The organism is Micrococcus sp. (assembly GCF_034179925.1).
Lineage (GTDB): Bacteria > Actinomycetota > Actinomycetes > Actinomycetales > Micrococcaceae > Micrococcus.
Genome location: NZ_JAXFPG010000032.1, coordinates 78533 through 94799, shown reverse-complemented (window position 1 = coordinate 94799; position 16267 = coordinate 78533). Strand labels below are relative to the sequence as shown.

The window sequence follows — 16267 nt, the reverse complement described above, 5'->3', positions numbered from 1 at the left end:
CATGCCCAAGCGCACCGACCTGAAGTCCGTCCTGGTCATCGGCTCCGGCCCCATCGTGATCGGCCAGGCCGCCGAGTTCGACTACTCCGGCACGCAGGCCATCCGCGTGCTGCGCGAGGAGGGCGTCCGCGTCGTCCTGGTGAACTCGAACCCGGCCACGATCATGACCGACCCTGAGCTGGCCGACGCCACCTACGTGGAGCCGATCACCCCCGAGGTGGTCGCCAAGATCATCGAAAAGGAACGGCCGGACGCCGTGCTGCCCACCCTGGGCGGCCAGACGGCTCTGAACACCGCGATCGCCCTGGACAAGCAGGGTGTGCTCGAGGAGTTCGGCGTGGAGCTGATCGGCGCGAACATCGAGGCCATCGAGCTCGGTGAGAACCGTGAGCTGTTCAAGGGCGTCGTGGAGCGCGCCGGCGGCGAGTCCGCGCGCTCGCACATCGTGCACACGATGGAGGAGGCCCTGGCCGCCGTGGAGGACCTCAAGTACCCCGTGGTGGTGCGCCCGTCCTTCACGATGGGCGGCCTGGGCTCGGGCATGGCCTATGACGAGGCCGACCTGCGCCGCATCTGCGGTGCCGGCCTGCAGTACTCCCCGACCTCCGAGGTGCTCCTGGAGGAGTCCATCCTCGGGTGGAAGGAGTACGAGCTCGAGATGATGCGGGACAAGAACGACAACGTGGTGGTCGTCTGCTCCATCGAGAACGTGGACCCGGTGGGAGTGCACACCGGCGATTCGATCACCGTGGCCCCGGCCATGACGCTCACGGACCGCGAGTACCAGAAGCTGCGCGACATCGCGATCAACGTGATCCGCGAGGTCGGCGTGGACACCGGCGGCTGCAACATCCAGTTCGCCGTGAACCCGGTGGACGGGCGCGTGGTGGTCATCGAGATGAACCCGCGCGTGTCCCGCTCCTCGGCGCTGGCCTCGAAGGCCACCGGCTTCGCGATCGCCAAGATCGCCACGAAGCTGGCGCTGGGCTACACGATGGACGAGATCCCCAACGACATCACCCGCAAGACCCCGGCCTCCTTCGAGCCGGTGCTCGACTACGTGGTGGTGAAGGTCCCGCGCTTCGCGTTCGAGAAGTTCCCGGCCGCGGACCCCACGCTGACCACCACCATGAAGTCCGTGGGTGAGGCCATGGCCATCGGCCGCAACTTCACCGAGGCCCTCCAGAAGGCCCTGCGCTCCCTGGAGCAGAAGGGCTCGGAGCTGGCGTTCCCGCAGGACGCCGACCCGGCCGCCCTGCTGGAGAAGGCGCGCACGGCCACCACGGAGCGTCTGGCTCAGACCCAGCAGGCGCTGTACGCTGGCGCCACCCTGGAGCAGGCGTTCGAGGTCACCAAGATCGACCCGTGGTTCCTGGACCAGTTCATGCTGATCAACGAGGTCGCCGACGAGATCCGCGACGCTGAGGTGCTGGACGAGGCGCTGCTGCGCCGGGCCAAGCGCCACGGGTTCTCGGACGCCCAGATCGGCTCGCTGCGCCACATGAGCGCGGACGTGGTGCGCGGGCTGCGCCACGCGCTCGGCGTGCGCCCGGTCTACAAGACCGTGGACACCTGCGCGGCCGAGTTCGAGGCGTTCACGCCCTACCGGTACTCCAGCTACGACCTCGAGACCGAGGTGGCCCCGCACGAAGGCGAGTCCGTGATCATCCTCGGCTCGGGCCCGAACCGCATCGGCCAGGGCATCGAGTTCGACTACTCCTGCGTGCACGCCACCATGGCCCTGCGCGAGGCCGGGTACGAGACCGTGATGGTCAACTGCAACCCTGAGACCGTCTCCACGGACTACGACGTCTCCGACCGCCTGTACTTCGAGCCCCTCACGCTGGAGGACGTACTCGAGGTGATCGCCGCGGAGCAGGCCTCCGGCGGCGTGCGCGGCGTGTACGTGCAGCTGGGCGGGCAGACCCCGCTCAAGCTCGCCCAGCAGCTGGCCGATGCCGGCGTGCCGATCTTGGGCACCTCGCCCGAGGCCATCGACCTGGCCGAGCACCGGGGCGAGTTCGCCCGGGTGTTGGACCGTGCCGGCCTGATCTCCCCGAAGAACGGCACGGCCGTCTCCTTCGAGGACGCCAAGCGCGTGGCGGACGAGATCGGCTACCCGGTGCTGGTGCGCCCGTCCTACGTGCTGGGCGGCCGCGGCATGGAGATCGTCTACACGGAGGAGGCGCTGGCCACCTACGTGGAGCACGCCACGGAGATCACCCCGGACCAGCCGATGCTGGTGGACCGCTTCCTCGAGGACGCGGTGGAGATCGACGTGGACGCCCTCTACGACGGCACCGAGCTGTACCTGGGCGGCGTCATGGAGCACATCGAGGAGGCCGGCATCCACTCCGGCGACTCCGCGTGCGTGCTGCCGCCGGTCACCCTGGGCCCGGACGTCGTCGACCGCGTGCGCCGCGCCACCGGGCAGATCGCCGAGGGGGTGGGCGTGCGGGGCCTGATCAACATCCAGTTCGCCCTGGCCTCCGACGTGCTCTACGTGATCGAGGCCAACCCGCGCGCCTCCCGCACGGTGCCGTTCGTCTCCAAGGCGACGGGCGTGCAGCTGGCCAAGGCCGCCGCGATGATCGGCGTGGGCCGCAGCATCGCGGACCTGCGGGCCGAGGGCATGATCCCCGCGGACTACGACGGCGCCTCCCTGCCGATGGGTGCGTCCGTGGCCGTCAAGGAGGCCGTGCTGCCCTTCACCCGGTTCCGCACCGCCGAGGGTCGCGTGGTGGACTCCCTGCTGGGCCCGGAGATGCGTTCGACCGGTGAGGTCATGGGCATCGACAAGCACTTCGACACCGCGTTCGCGAAGTCGCAGTCGGCTGCCGGCGGCCCGCTGCCGACCTCCGGCCGGGTGTTCGTGTCCGTGGCCAACCGGGACAAGCGCACGCTGGTGGGCCTGGCCAAGCGCCTGGTGGACCTCGGCTTCGAGATCGTCTCCACCGGGGGCACCGCCGAGGTGCTGCGCCGCAACGGCATCCCCGCCGAGGTCGTCGCCAAGATCGCCGACGCGGACGACGCCGAGGGCACGATCCTCGAGCAGCTGCACGCCGGAACGGTGGACCTGCTGCTGAACACCCCCTCCGGCGGCGAGGCCCGCACGGACGGCTACGAGATCCGCGCGGCGGCCACGTCCCTGGGCGTGCCGGTGATCACCACCACCGCGGAGTTCGGCGCCTGCCTGCAGGCCATCGAGGCCATGCGCTCCTACGAGTGGTCGGTCACCTCCCTGCAGGAGCACGACGCCCGCCTGCAGGCCGCCGTCGCCGAGGCCTCGGCGTGAGCGGGCGGTCCGGCGGGGGAGCGGCCGGGCCGGCCGCCCGCGCCCCCTTCGGGCGGCGCCTGGCCGAGGCCATGGCCTCGGCCGGGCCGCTGTGCCTGGGTGTGGACCCCCACCCGGGCCTGCTGGGGGACTGGGACCTGCCGGACTCCCCGGCGGGCCTGGCCGCGTTCTCGCGCCGGGCCCTGGAGGCCGCCGTCGGCCCGGACGGGTCCGTGCGGGTGGCGGCGATCAAGCCGCAGGTGGCGCTCTACGAGCGGCACGGTTCAGCGGGTCTGGCGGTCCTCGAGGAGCTGCTCGGCCTGGCCAGGGAGGCCGGGGTGCTGACGATCGCCGACGCCAAGCGCGGCGACATCGGCTCCACGATGGACGGCTACGCCGCCGCCTGGCTCGACGACGCCTCCCCGCTGGCCGCCGACGCCGTCACCCTGAGCCCGTACCTGGGCTTCGGCACGCTCGTGCCGTCCATCCGGGCCGCGCATGCGGCCGGGCGCGGCGTGTTCGTGCTGGCGCTGACCTCCAACCCGGAGGGGCGTGAGGTCCAGCACGTCGGGCATGAGGCGAACGGTGGCGCGGTGGCCCGGCGGATCGCCGAGGCGGCCGCCGAGCTCAACGGGCAGCTCCGCGGCGAGGACGACTGGGGTCCGGTGGGCCTGGTGCTCGGGGCCACGGTGGCCGCCGACGCCGTCCGTCTGGGCCTGGACCTTCCGGCGCTGCACGGTCCGCTGCTGGCCCCGGGCTTCGGCGCTCAGGGGGCCACGGCGGCCGGGATGCGTGACGGTTTCGGCGACGCCTGGGCCCAGGTGCTGGCGACCTCCTCGCGGGGGATCCTGCGCTGCGGGCCCGCCGTGGCGGACCTGATCGGGGCCATCGAGCGGGACCGCGCGGCCCTGCGCGAGGACCGGCGCTGACCGGCGCCTGGAGGGGCGGCGGGGGACAGGCCGCCGCCCCCTCCTGACGTGGCCTCCTGAGAACGAGACGCGACACACGCGGATCCGCCAGGAAGTTGATGGTATTTTTTCGTCCATATCGAACGGATTCCCGTTCGTTGAAGCGAGAACCGGATGCGCCGCTGTCCGGTATGGATGAGAGATACCGAAGGAGCACGGATGGCACTGAGGCAGCTGAGCGTGGAGGAGAGGGCCCAGGCCCGGTCGAAGGCCCTCCAGGCCCGTCAGGAGCGGGCCGCGCTCAAGTCCGCCTTCGCCGCCGGTGAGCTCTCCCTGGCGGACGTCCTCGCCCGCGCGGACGAGGATCCGGCCATCGGCCGCATGCGCACGGTGGACCTGCTCCAGGCCCTGCCGGGCATCGGGGAGGTCCGCGCCCAGAGCATCATGACCGCGTGTGAGATCTCCCCGGCGCGGCGCCTGAAGGGCCTGGGCCGGCGTCAGCGCGAGGCGCTGATCGCCTATATTGGCCGGTGACATCCGCCCGCCGCGCGGGGTGAGCCCGGAGCCTCCGGCCCCGGCCCCCGCGCCGTCCGAGGAGCGCTCGTGACCCCCACCGCCGACGACGGCCCCGTCCCCTCGATCCCGGGGGCCCGCCTCCCCGACCGCCCGCCCGTGGCGGGGCCGGGGGTCACCGTGCTCGCCGGGCCCACCGCCGTCGGCAAGGGCACAGTCTCGGCCTACATCCGGGACCACTACCCGGAGGTCTGGCTCTCCGTCTCGGCCACCACCCGCCAGGCGCGCCCGGGCGAGGTGGACGGCGTCCACTACTTCTTCACCACGCCCGAGGAGTTCGACGGGCTCGTCGAGCGCGACGAGATGCTCGAGTGGGCCGTGGTGCACGGCCGCAACCGCTACGGCACCCGGCGCGACCGCGTGGCCGAGGCCGTGGCCGCCGGCCGCCACGTGCTGCTGGAGATCGACCTGCAGGGGGCCCGCCAGGTGCGCCGGACCCTGCCGGACGCGACCTTCGTGTTCCTGGCCCCGCCGAGCTGGGACGAGCTCGTGGCCCGGCTCGTCGGCCGCGGCACGGAGACCCCGGAGGAACAGCGCCGACGCCTGGATACGGCTAGACTGGAACTCGCCGCGGAGCCGGAGTTCGACGCCGTCGTCGTGAACGACCGCGTGGAGCGCGCCGCCGAGGAGCTCGTGCGGCTGATGGGGCTGGACCCCGCGCACCGCACCCCCGTCGACTGAGGCCCGCCGCCGCCGGGCGCGCCCGCCTCGGCACCACAGACCTGCAGACCTGCAAGCGAGAGACACTGGAGACCTACGTGACCGATCAGTACGAAGGCATCGTCAACCCGCCCATCGACTCCCTCCTGGAGCGGGTGGACTCGAAGTACGCCCTGGTGCTGTTCGCCGCCAAGCGGGCCCGCCAGATCAACGCCTACTACTCCCAGCTCCACGAGGGCCTGTTCGAGTACGTCGGCCCGCTGGTGGAGACCCAGCTGAACGAGAAGCCGCTGTCCATCGCGATGCGCGAGATCGAGTCCGACGTGCTCGTCTCCACCCCCGTCTCGGAGTCCGCTCCGGCCGAGGACCTCGCCGCCGAGGACTTCGGCGACTTCTCCCTGCCGGGCGACGACGACCCGTTCGTGCCCGAGCCGACCGTCGAGGGCGTCGAGCGCGAGGCCTACGGTGCGCCCGTCGTCATGACCGACGAGGACACCGTCGAGGACATCATCTCGGGCGCGGACACCGCGGACGAGGACTGACCGACCCGTGGAGGTCGTGCTCGGCGTCAGCGGGGGGATCGCTGCCTACAAGGCGGCGCACCTGCTGCGGCTCATGACGGAGGCCGGGCACGGCGTCACGGTGGTGCCCACCGCGAACGCCCTGCGCTTCGTGGGCGCCCCCACCTGGGAGGCGCTGTCCGGGCGGCCCGTGGCCGTGGACACCTTCGAAGGGGTCGACGAAGTGCGCCATGTGCGCCTCGGTCGCCGGGCGGACCTGGTGGTCGTGGCCCCCGCCACCGCCGACCTGATCGCCCGCACGGCCGCCGGGCTGGCCCCGGACCTGCTGGGCAACGTGCTGCTGACCGCCACCTGCCCGGTGGTGCTGTCCCCGGCCATGCACACCGAGATGTGGCACCACCCGGCCACCCGGGCCAATGTGGAGCTGCTGCGCTCCCGCGGCGTGCATGTGGTGGAGCCGGCGGTCGGCCGCCTCACCGGCGCCGACTCCGGCCCCGGCCGCCTGCCCGAGCCGGCCGAGATCTGGCAGGCCGCCCTGGGCGCCGTCCCGGGGGAGGACCCAGCGCTGGTGCCGCTGCGCGGGCGCACGGTGGTGATCACCGCCGGCGGCACCCGTGAGCCCCTGGACCCGGTGCGGTTCCTGGGCAACCGCTCCTCCGGCAAGCAGGGCGTGGCCCTGGCCGAGGCGGCCCTCACCGCCGGGGCGCGGGTGCGGTTCATCGCCGGCACCATGTCCGTGCCGGTGCCGACCGGCGCCGAGACCATCCATGTGGAGTCCACACAGGAGCTGCTCGAGGCGGTCCTGGCCCAGGCGGCGGACGCGGACGCGCTCATCATGGCCGCCGCCGTCGCGGACTTCCGCCCGGCCGAGGTCGCCGCCACCAAGATCAAGAAGACCGAGGACGGCGGTGCCCCCGTGCTCTCCCTCGAGCGCACCCCGGACGTGCTGCGCACCGCCGTCGAGATCCGCGACGCCGGCTACCCCATGGCTCCGGTGATCGTCGGCTTCGCCGCCGAGACCGGGGACGCCCAGGCCACCGCGCTGCAGCACGGTCAGGCCAAACTGCGCCGCAAGGGCTGCGACCTGCTGGTGCTCAACGACGTCGGCGGCGGACGCGTGTTCGGCCAGGACACCACCGAGGTCACGGTGCTCTCCGCAGACGGCGCCGAACCGGCGGTGACGGCCGGGACCAAGGCCGAGGCAGCCCGTGCAGTGCTCGCCGCGCTCGCACGTGTCCTGGTGCGTCGGGACGCCCCGGAGGGTCCTGGACGCTGACCTAGACTGTGCGGCATGACCGACACCGTCCAGCCGAGCACCCCCGCGCACGCCGAGCCCTACCGGGGCGTCTCCGGCGGCGACCTGCGCCTGTTCACCTCCGAGTCCGTCACCGCGGGCCACCCGGACAAGATGTGCGACCAGATCTCCGACGCGATCCTGGATGCCATCCTCGCGGCCGACCCCTCAGCGAAGGTCGCGGTGGAGACGCTCTCCACCACCGGCCTCGTGCAGGTGGCCGGTGAGGTCAACACCTCCGCCTACGTGGAGATCCCGCACATCGTGCGCGAGACCATCCTGGACATCGGCTACGACTCTTCCGCCAACGGCTTCGACGGCGCCCAGTGCGGTGTGAACATCTCCATCGGCCAGCAGTCCTCGGACATCTTCGCCGGGGTCAGCCGCTCCCTCGAGGCCCGCGAGTACGGCTCGGCGGACGTCGTGGACGAGCAGGGCGCCGGCGACCAGGGCATCATGTTCGGCTACGCCACGGATGAGACCCCCACGCTCATGCCGACCCCCGTCTACCTGGCCCACCGGCTCTCGGAGCGGCTCACCGCCGTCCGTCGCCAGGAGGGCTCGCCGATGCCGTACCTGCTGCCGGACGGCAAGACCCAGGTGACCATCGGCTACGACGCCGAGAACCGGCCCCGCACTGTGGAGACCGTGGTGGTCTCCACCCAGCACCATGACGTCGTCACGCAGGAGCAGCTGCGCGCGGACGTGGAGCAGCACGTGATCCGCCCGATCCTGGCCCAGTCCGGCCTGGACACCGAGCACACCCGCATGATCATCAACCCGGGTGGCAAGTTCGTGATCGGCGGTCCCGTGGGCGACGCCGGCCTGACCGGTCGCAAGATCATCGTGGACACCTACGGGGGCATGGCCCGCCACGGCGGCGGCGCGTTCTCCGGCAAGGATCCCTCGAAGGTGGACCGCTCTGCGGCCTACGCGCTGCGCTGGGTCGCCAAGAACGTGGTGGCCGCGGGCCTGGCCGCCCGCGCCGAGTTCCAGGTGGCCTACGCGATCGGCTCGGCCCGCCCGGTCGGCCTCTACGTGGACACCTTCGGCACCGGCACCGTGCCGGACGAGACGATCATCGACGCTGTGAACGAGGTCTTCGACCTGCGCCCGGCCGCGATCGTCAAGGACCTGAACCTGCTGCGGCCCATCTACCGCAAGACGGCGGCCAACGGCCACTTCGGCCGGGAGGACGCGGACTTCACGTGGGAGCGCACGGACCGGGTGGAGGCTCTGCGCCGCGCCGCGGGGGTGTGAGCCGTCGCCGAGGCACTGTTCGCGCTGCCGGAGGAGGACGGCCCGGCCCGTCTGCCGGAGTCCGCTGAGGGCTGGCCCGAGGACCCGGTGGCCCGGGTGCTCCTGGAGTCCCCGGTGCCGCACCTGGACCGGGAGTTCGACTACCTCGTGCCCCGGGCGCTCGACGCCCGGGCGGTGCCCGGGGCGCGGGTGAGCGTGCGCTTCGGCGGCAGGGAGATGTCCGCGTGGCTCGTGGAGCGCGTGGCCGAGCCCTCGACCGGGGCCCGGCTGTCCGCACTGACGGCCGTGCCCGCGCAGGTCCCGCCGCTGACCCCCGAGGTGCTGGCCACGGCCCGTGCCGTGGCGGAGCGCCAGGCCGGCGTCGTGGCGGATGTGCTGCGTCTGGCGGTGCCGCCACGGGTGGCCCGCGTGGAGCGCGAGGTCCTCGCCGAGCAGGACGACGCCGGCACCGACCACCCCGTGGCCCCCGGCACCGCACCCGGGGGCCTGGCCGCCACATCAGGGGGGCCAGGTGCGCCCGGGGCACCGACGGTGTGGGAGGAGGTCGAGGGCGGCCGGGCGTTCATGGCGGCGGTGCTGGCCGGGGACGCCCCCCGGGCGGCGGCCGTGGTGCCCTCCCGGGTGGGCGCCTGGGACGAGGCGCAGGCGTTGGCCTCCCTGGCGGCCGCGGTCTCCAACACCGGCGGGGGAGTGCTGCTGCTGGTGCCGGACCACCGGGACCTGGACCGGCTGTGCGCCGCCCTGACCGAGGCGGTGGGTGCCGAGGGCTTCGCCCGGATCGGCTCTGAGGACGGCAACTCCCCGCGGTATCGGGCGCACCTGCACGCCCTGTTGGGGCGGCGGCGGATCGTGGCCGGCACCCGGGCCGCCGCATGGGCCCCGGTGCAGGACCTGCGCCTGGTGGTCCTCTGGGACGACGCCGACGATGCCTGGGCCGAGCCGCGGGCCCCCTACTTCCACACCCGTGAGGTCGTGCTCGAGCGGGCGCGGGCCGCCGGGTCCGCGCTGCTGCTGGCCGGACCCTCCCGTTCCCTGCCCGTGCAGCGGCTCGTGGAATCCGGGTGGCTGCTGGATCTGCGCGCGGCCCGGCCCGTGCAGCGCGCCCTGGGCCCGCGCGTCGTCTCCTCCGCGGACGGCTGGGAGAGCGCCCGGGACCCGTTCGCCCGGCGGGCCCGGTTGCCCCATGCGGCGTGGCAGGCCGCGCGTGAGGCGCTCACCGGCCCGCAGGCCGGGCCGGTGCTGGTGCAGGTCGCCCGGGCCGGGTTCATCCCCGCTGTGGTGTGCGCCCGCTGCCGCACGCCCGCCCGGTGCCGGTGCTGCTCGGGGCCCCTGGCATTCCCGGACCGACGGGCCGCCGAGCGCGGGGAGCTGGCCTGCCGGTGGTGCGGCACCCGGGAGCGGGCGTTCCGCTGCACCGAGTGTGGGTCCACGGCACTGCGGGCCGGCTCCCGCGGCGTGGATCGCACCGCTGAGGAGCTCGGCCGGGCCTTCCCGCAGGTGCCGGTGCATGCGTCCTCCTCGGAACACCGTCTGGGGACGGTGGGCTCCGGCCCGTCCCTGGTGGTGGCGACAGTCGGAGCCGAGCCGCACACCCCCGGGGGGTATGCGGCGGCCCTGCTGCTGGACGGCGACTCCCAGCTGCAGCGGGAGGGCCTGGACGTCCCCGTGCGGGTGCTGGGGCGCTGGCTGGCCGCCGCCGCCCTCGTGCGTGCGGCCGGGCAGGGCGGGACCGTGGTGGTCACCGCGGAGCCCGGCGCCGCCGTCGGGGCGCTCGTGCGGCAGGACCCAGCCGGGTTCGCCTCCGTGCTGCTGGCCGAGCGCCGTGAGCTGCGCCTGCCTCCGGCCGGGCGGCTGGCCGAGGTGACGGGGGAGCGGGAGGCCGTGGCGGACTACCTCGAGCTGGTCGAGGCCGCGCGTCGGGAGCGCCGGGCGGCCCAGGCAGGCCCGCCCGCCGACGACGCTGCCGCCTCGCTGCCGCCGCTGCCGTGGATCGGGCCGGCACCGGGCCCGGTGGATGAGACCCGGTCCCGGGCTCTGCTGCTGTTCCCCTACGCAGCGGCGGCCGAGACCGTGGGGGCGCTGCGGGATGCCCGTGCGGCCGCGAGCGCCCGCCGGGAGCACTCGGCGGTGCGGGTGCGCCTGGACCCGGCTGGGGTGCTCTGAGCCGGGGGGCGGCCCGGTGCGCTCAGCCCGCGGCGGTGGGGGAGGAGGCGCGGCGGATCAGGGCGGCGCATTCGAGGGGTCGCTCGTAGTGCAGCAGGTGGCCGACGCCGTCGAGCACGTGCAGGTCCGCGTGCCCACCGGCGGCGTCGATGGCCGCGGCGAGGTGCTGCTGGGCGGCCACGGATCCCAGGGGGTCCTCGGCTCCGGCGACGAGGGTGACCGGCAGGTGCAGGCTGGGCGCGGCGTCGAGGACGGTGGAGGTGGTGGAGGCCCGGTAGGCCTCGGCGAGCATCCGGCGTGAGGCGAAAGCGGAGAACCAGCGCCGGTGCTGGTCGTGGGTGTAGGCGAGCACGCGCCGGTCCCGGGTGCGGGACATCAGCAGGGTGGTGGCCCACACGGCCGGGGCGGCGCCGAGCAGGGCCCGGCCGGGGCGCTCGGGTAGGCGGGCGGCGAGCTCGTAGTAGGCCTCGGCGGTCCAGGCGGCCGCGCGGGCCGTCATCGAGCCGGAGGCGTCCAGGGCCGGCTCCGCGATGGGGTTGAGCAGCACCAGGCCCGCCCAGCGGGTCGGATCCTTCGCTACCAGGTGGGAGGCCACGATCGTCCCGTAGGAGTGCGCCACCAGCAGGGGAGTGCGGGCGGGATCGGGGCCGAGCAGCGCGTCGACGGCGGCCCGTACGGCCGCGGCGTGGTGGGCCACGGTGTGCTCGGCGTCGGGGAATGCGGCCGAAGCGCCGAACCCGGGCAGCTCCACCGAGTGCACCGTGTGCTCGGGCAGGGCGTCGGCCACGAGCGCCAGGCCGTGGTGGTCCCCGCGGAAGCCGTGCACGAACACGAGCGGCGGGCGGGCGCCGTCGTCGCCGTGGGCTGGGTACTGCCACACGGCGACGTCGGTCGCCGTCCCGCTCACGGGGTCCGGCACGGGCACGGTGCACCGGTGGGGGGTGCGGGCGGTGAACCCGGTCAGCTCGGCGGTGTCGTGCGGCGGGGCCGGCGGGTGCAGGCGGTCGCGCAGACGGACCGGCGGCGGGGCGGGGTTGGGGCGGGGGGGACGGCGGCGCACCCGGCTAGCCTAGCCATGGCGTCCGAGGGCAGTGAGGGCTGAGGAATTCATGGGCCGTATCACGGCAGGGCCTGTGTATATGGTGAGTGGAACGACCTGTCTGTGGGAAGGAACGATGGCCAAGAACGCCGTCCGGGCTGCGACTACGGGCCGGTGGAGGAATGGACGGTGTCGCAGAGCATCCTGTTGCGGGAGCAGCGCCGGCTCCCGGGCGGAGAGCAGGGGGAGCGGCTGCGGCGCACCGCCGACACCGTCATCACCCTCACGGCCCCGGAGAGTGCAGACGGCCTCATTCCGGGGGATGACATCCGGGCTTGAATCCGCACTCAAGATCCACCCTGGGCCCACGCCAGGGGCGGGATCGACTGCCTACAGTCGATCCGCGCGCCGACACTCGGTGCCGACAACGGAGGGAGAACCCATGAAGAGGATCGGACGCGGGGGAACGATCGCGGCGAGTGTGGTGGGACTGCTGGTCCTGGTGGGGGCCCTGGTGATCGTCCGCGACTGACCGAGGGCCACGCGGCACCCGGGCGGGACTCCGCCCGGGTGCCATCTCCGTGTGCCGGCCATGCACGGTGGGAGGCCGCCGCACAGCGACGAGCGGTCGGACGTGCACTGTTGAGGCGCTCGTCCGGTCCGGTTCACCCGGGCTCTGCTGGCCGCCTGCCCGCCCTCTCCGCCGACGGTCAGGTCGCCATGCCCCGCGGCTTCAAGGCCGTGCGCATCTCCACCATCGGCGTGGAGCCCGTGCTCTCCGACCGCGGCGGCCGCGTGATCGGCACCACCGTGGTCGAGGTCTCCCGCAACGGCGCCCTGCGCCAGCAGTGGGTCAGCCTCTCCGGCACCATCCGCAACTGCGCCGGCGGCCCCACCCCCTGGAACACCTGGCTCACCTGCGAGGAGGACACCTCCCGCGCCGGCGATTGGGTCACCAGCTCCGTGGACGGCGGCTGGTACGCCCTGCAGCAGGACCACGGCTACGTGTTCGAGGTCTTCCCCGCCGAGGCCGGCTGCCAGGTGCCCCGCCCCATCCGCGCCTGGGGCCGCGGTGTCTTCGAGGCTGCGGCCATCGGCCCCGACCTCGCCAGCGCCTACATCACCGAGGACACCCGCGGCGGCCTGTTCTACCGTTGGACCGCCCCGGCCGGCGTCACCCTCGGCCCCGGCATCGCCGACCGCCTCGGCCCGGAGGACGGCGTCCTCCAGGCCGCCCAGCTCGTACGGGACGGCGTCCCTCTGGAGCACTACAGCCAGCTCACCGCCGCGGACCTCGGCGCCGCATACCCCGTCCGCTGGGTCGACGGCGGCCAGGACCGCCAGGCCGAGTTCCGCGACCTGCGCCGTCAGTTCCCCGGTGCCACCCAGCACCGCAAGATCGAGGGCGTGTGGCAGGACGCCGCCGGCGAGGGCCTCTGGTTCACCCTGTCGTTCACGAACGAGGGCGAGCACCCGGCGGCCATCCCGAACCAGGGCATCATCGTGTACTACTCCTTCGGGGATCAGACCATGACCGTCAAGGACTACTGGGGCCCCGGCCACGAGTTCGACGCACCGGACAACATCACTGTGTCCCCTTGGGGCGGAGTCGTGATCGCTGAGGACGGCTCCGATCCCAACCACCTGGTCGCCTTCACCGAGCGCCGCGGCGCCCAGGCCATCGCCCGCGACCTCACCGCCCGCGGCGAATGGGCCGGCCCCTGCTTCGGCAACGGCAACGCCCTGTTCGCCAATGTCCAGAGCGACTGCACCTACATGATCACCGGGCCTCTCGCCCGCTACCTCAGCCGCTGACCCTCAGCGCCCGCACCGGCACCCCCGTCCGCACCCGGACGGGGGTGTCGGTGTGTCCGGGGCACTGTTCGCCTGTGCTGGCCCCGTACCCCGCCGGCGGGCGCCACCCACCGCCCCGGCCGCCGTAGGATGGGGGACGGTCCACCGCAGCACACCATGCCGGTCGGGCCGAGGGCCGCCCGTCCCGTGCCGACGCCGCGCCGCCCGAACCACGCCACCGACGACCAGAGGACACGAACCACCGTGAGCCAGACCCCCGAGAGCGCCGCGCCGGCCACCCCCGAGATCCCCCAGGACGCGGAGTACTCCTTCCGGGACGTCGAGAGCCGCTGGGCCGGGTACTGGGAGGCCGCCGGCACCTTCACCCCCCGCGGGGACGGCACCGAGCGACGCACCGTGGTCGACATGTTCCCCTACCCCTCCGGTGACCTCCACATGGGCCACGCCGAGGCCTTCGCCATGGGCGACGTCGTCGCCCGCTACTGGCTCCAGCGCGGCTACGACGTCCTCCACCCCATCGGCTGGGACTCCTTCGGCCTGCCCGCTGAGAACGCCGCCATCAAGCGCGACGCCCACCCCGCCGACTGGACCTACGCCAACATCGACACCCAGAAGCGCTCCTTCCAGCGCTACGGCATCGCCGTCGACTGGTCCCGTGAACTCCACACCTCCGACCCCGAGTACTACCGCTGGACCCAGTGGCTCTTCCAGCAGCTCTACAAGAAGGGCCTGGCCTACCGGAAGGACTCCCCGGTCAACTGGTGCCCCAAGGATCAGACCGTCCTCGCCAACGAGCAGGTCGTGGACGGCCACTGCGAACGCTGTGGCACCGAGGTCACCAAGCGCACCCTCAACCAGTGGTACTTCCGCATCACCGACTACGCGGACGCCCTCCTCGACGACATGGACGAGCTCACCGGCCACTGGCCCGAGCGCGTCCTGGCCATGCAGCGCAACTGGATCGGCCGCTCCCACGGCGCCCACGTGGACTTCCAGGTCGAGGACGGCCCCACCATCACCGTCTTTACCACCCGCCCCGACACCCTCTACGGCGCCACCTTCATGGTGGTCGCCGCCGACGCCGCGCTCGCCCTCGAGCTGGTCGACGACGAGCACCGCGCCGAGCTGGAGGCGTACCGGGAGGAACTGAAGAAGGCCTCGGACATCGAGCGCCAGGCCACCGACCGCCCCAAGACCGGTGTGTTCCTCGGCCGGTACGGACTGAACCCGCTCACGGGCGAGCGCCTGCCGATCTGGGCCTCGGACTACGTGCTGGCGGACTACGGCACCGGCGCGATCATGGCTGTGCCCGCCCACGACCAGCGCGACCTCGACTTCGCCCGCGCCATGGGCCTGCCCGTGCGCGTGGTCATCGACACCGGTGAGGAGGACCCGGCCGAGACCGGCGTGCCCGCCCTGGGCCCGGGCACCCTGGTGAACTCCGGGGAACTGACCGGCCTCGACAAGTCCTCGGCCATCGCCCGCGCCATCGAGATCGTCGAGGCTCGCGGCACCGGACGCGGGGCCACCACGTATCGGCTGCGCGACTGGCTGCTGTCCCGCCAGCGCTTCTGGGGCACCCCGATCCCGGTGGTGCACTGCCCCGAGCACGGTGAGGTGCTCGTGCCCGAGGAGCAGCTGCCCGTGCTGCTGCCGACCGATCTCAAGGGCGAGCAGCTCGCACCGAAGGGCCAGTCGCCCCTGGCCGCCGCCGAGGACTGGGTGAACGTGCCCTGCCCGGTGTGTGGTGCCCCTGCCCGTCGGGACACGGACACGATGGACACCTTCGTGGACTCCTCCTGGTACTTCCTGCGCTACGCCTCGCCGTGGGCCGAGGACGCCCCGTTCGATCCGCAGCTGGTGGCGGACTGGCTGCCCGTGGACCAGTACGTCGGTGGTGTGGAGCACGCGATCCTGCACCTGCTGTACGCCCGCTTCTTCACCAAGGCCCTGCACGACCTCGGCCTGGTGCCGTTCACCGAGCCCTTCCGCGCCCTGCTCAACCAGGGCCAGGTGCTCAACGGCGGCAAGGCGATGTCCAAGTCCCTCGGCAACGGTGTGGACCTGGGCCAGCAGCTCGACGAGTTCGGCGTGGACGCCGTCCGCCTGACCATGGTGTTCGCCTCCCCGCCCGAGGACGACGTCGACTGGGCCGACGTCTCGCCCGGTGCCGCCGGCAAGTTCCTGGCCCGCGCCTGGCGCCTGGCCCGGGACGTGCGGGAGGCCGGCACCCCGGTGGACGCGGACCCGGCCGCCGGGTCCACGACACTGCGCCGGGTGACCCACCGCAGTGTCCACGAGGCCTCGCAGCTGCTTGACGACGGCAAGTTCAACGTGGTCATCGCCAAGACCATGGAGCTGGTGAACGCCGCCCGCAAGGAGATCGACGCCGGCGCCGGTGCCGCGGATCCGGCTGTGCGCGAGGCGGCCGAGGCCGTGGCCGTGCTGCTGTCCCTTGTCGCCCCCTACGTGGCTGAGGACATGTGGGCGATGCTGGGCCATGAGCCCTCTGTGGTGCGTGCCGGCTGGCCCACCGTGGACGAGTCCCTGCTCGTGGAGGACACCGTCACCGCCGTCGTGCAGGTCAAGGGCAAGGTCCGCGATCAGCTGCAGGTGCCCGCGGACATCACCGCGGAGGACCTGGAGGCCCGGGCCCGCGCCTCGGAGAAGGTGCGTGCGTTCATCGGCGAGGCCGAGATCGTCAAGGTGATCGTCCGCGAGCCCAAGCTCGTGAATCTGGTGGTGCGCTGACCGGGGTCG

The 16267-nt window shown here is 73.2% G+C and carries 12 protein-coding genes; 11 read left to right on the top strand and 1 reads right to left on the bottom strand.

Translation table 11 applies throughout. From position 1 onward, the window contains the following. The first annotated feature begins 1 nt into the window (after position 1). The 8 genes from carB to SPI96_RS06170 all read left to right on the top strand — a co-directional run bounded on the left by carB (position 2) and on the right by SPI96_RS06170 (position 10653). On the top strand, positions 2-3295 hold the full coding sequence (gene carB / locus SPI96_RS06205) for a carbamoyl-phosphate synthase large subunit (protein ID WP_321081494.1): 3294 nt from the start codon (positions 2-4) through the stop codon (positions 3293-3295). Further along, complete coding sequence (pyrF, locus tag SPI96_RS06200; RefSeq protein ID WP_321081493.1) at positions 3292-4203, top strand: orotidine-5'-phosphate decarboxylase; 912 nt, start codon at positions 3292-3294, stop codon at positions 4201-4203. Before carB ends, pyrF begins: the two co-directional genes overlap by 4 nt. 198 nt (positions 4204-4401) lie before the next feature. Next, positions 4402-4716, top strand: a complete 315-nt coding sequence (gene mihF / locus SPI96_RS06195) for an integration host factor, actinobacterial type (protein WP_321081492.1) — start codon at positions 4402-4404, stop codon at positions 4714-4716. Between the two features lie 69 nt (positions 4717-4785). After that, positions 4786-5436, top strand: a complete 651-nt coding sequence (gene gmk / locus SPI96_RS06190; protein WP_414601920.1) for a guanylate kinase — start codon at positions 4786-4788, stop codon at positions 5434-5436. 77 nt (positions 5437-5513) lie between these two features. Continuing rightward, positions 5514-5957, top strand: a complete 444-nt coding sequence (gene rpoZ, locus SPI96_RS06185; protein WP_321081491.1) for a DNA-directed RNA polymerase subunit omega — start codon at positions 5514-5516, stop codon at positions 5955-5957. Positions 5958-5964: 7 nt separating this feature from the next. Beyond that, complete coding sequence (gene coaBC, locus SPI96_RS06180) at positions 5965-7212, top strand: bifunctional phosphopantothenoylcysteine decarboxylase/phosphopantothenate--cysteine ligase CoaBC (protein WP_321081490.1); 1248 nt, start codon at positions 5965-5967, stop codon at positions 7210-7212. Between the two features lie 15 nt (positions 7213-7227). Next, a complete protein-coding gene (gene metK, locus SPI96_RS06175) occupies positions 7228-8490 on the top strand; it encodes a methionine adenosyltransferase (RefSeq protein WP_321081489.1) in 1263 nt (420 codons plus the stop codon). An 87-nt stretch (positions 8491-8577) separates the two neighbouring features. Then, positions 8578-10653, top strand: a complete 2076-nt coding sequence (locus SPI96_RS06170; RefSeq protein WP_321081488.1) for a primosomal protein N' — start codon at positions 8578-8580, stop codon at positions 10651-10653. Between the two features lie 22 nt (positions 10654-10675). On the opposite strand, the gene SPI96_RS06165 is transcribed toward SPI96_RS06170, so the two are convergent. Further along, positions 10676-11713, bottom strand: coding sequence for an alpha/beta hydrolase (locus tag SPI96_RS06165; protein ID WP_321081487.1), 1038 nt, complete (start codon positions 11711-11713; stop codon positions 10676-10678). 168 nt (positions 11714-11881) lie between these two features. Here SPI96_RS06165 and SPI96_RS06160 point away from each other — a divergent pair, with 168 nt between their 5' ends. The 3 genes from SPI96_RS06160 (at position 11882) to leuS (ending at position 16258) form a co-directional block, all read left to right on the top strand. Further along, a complete protein-coding gene (locus tag SPI96_RS06160; protein ID WP_321081486.1) occupies positions 11882-12031 on the top strand; it encodes a hypothetical protein in 150 nt (49 codons plus the stop codon). A 381-nt stretch (positions 12032-12412) separates the two neighbouring features. Further along, positions 12413-13507, top strand: coding sequence for an alkaline phosphatase PhoX (locus SPI96_RS06155; protein WP_321081485.1), 1095 nt, complete (start codon positions 12413-12415; stop codon positions 13505-13507). A 243-nt stretch (positions 13508-13750) separates the two neighbouring features. Beyond that, positions 13751-16258: a leucine--tRNA ligase gene (gene leuS, locus SPI96_RS06150; protein ID WP_321081484.1), complete on the top strand. Its 2508-nt coding sequence runs from the start codon at positions 13751-13753 to the stop codon at positions 16256-16258. Positions 16259-16267 lie beyond the last annotated feature (9 nt).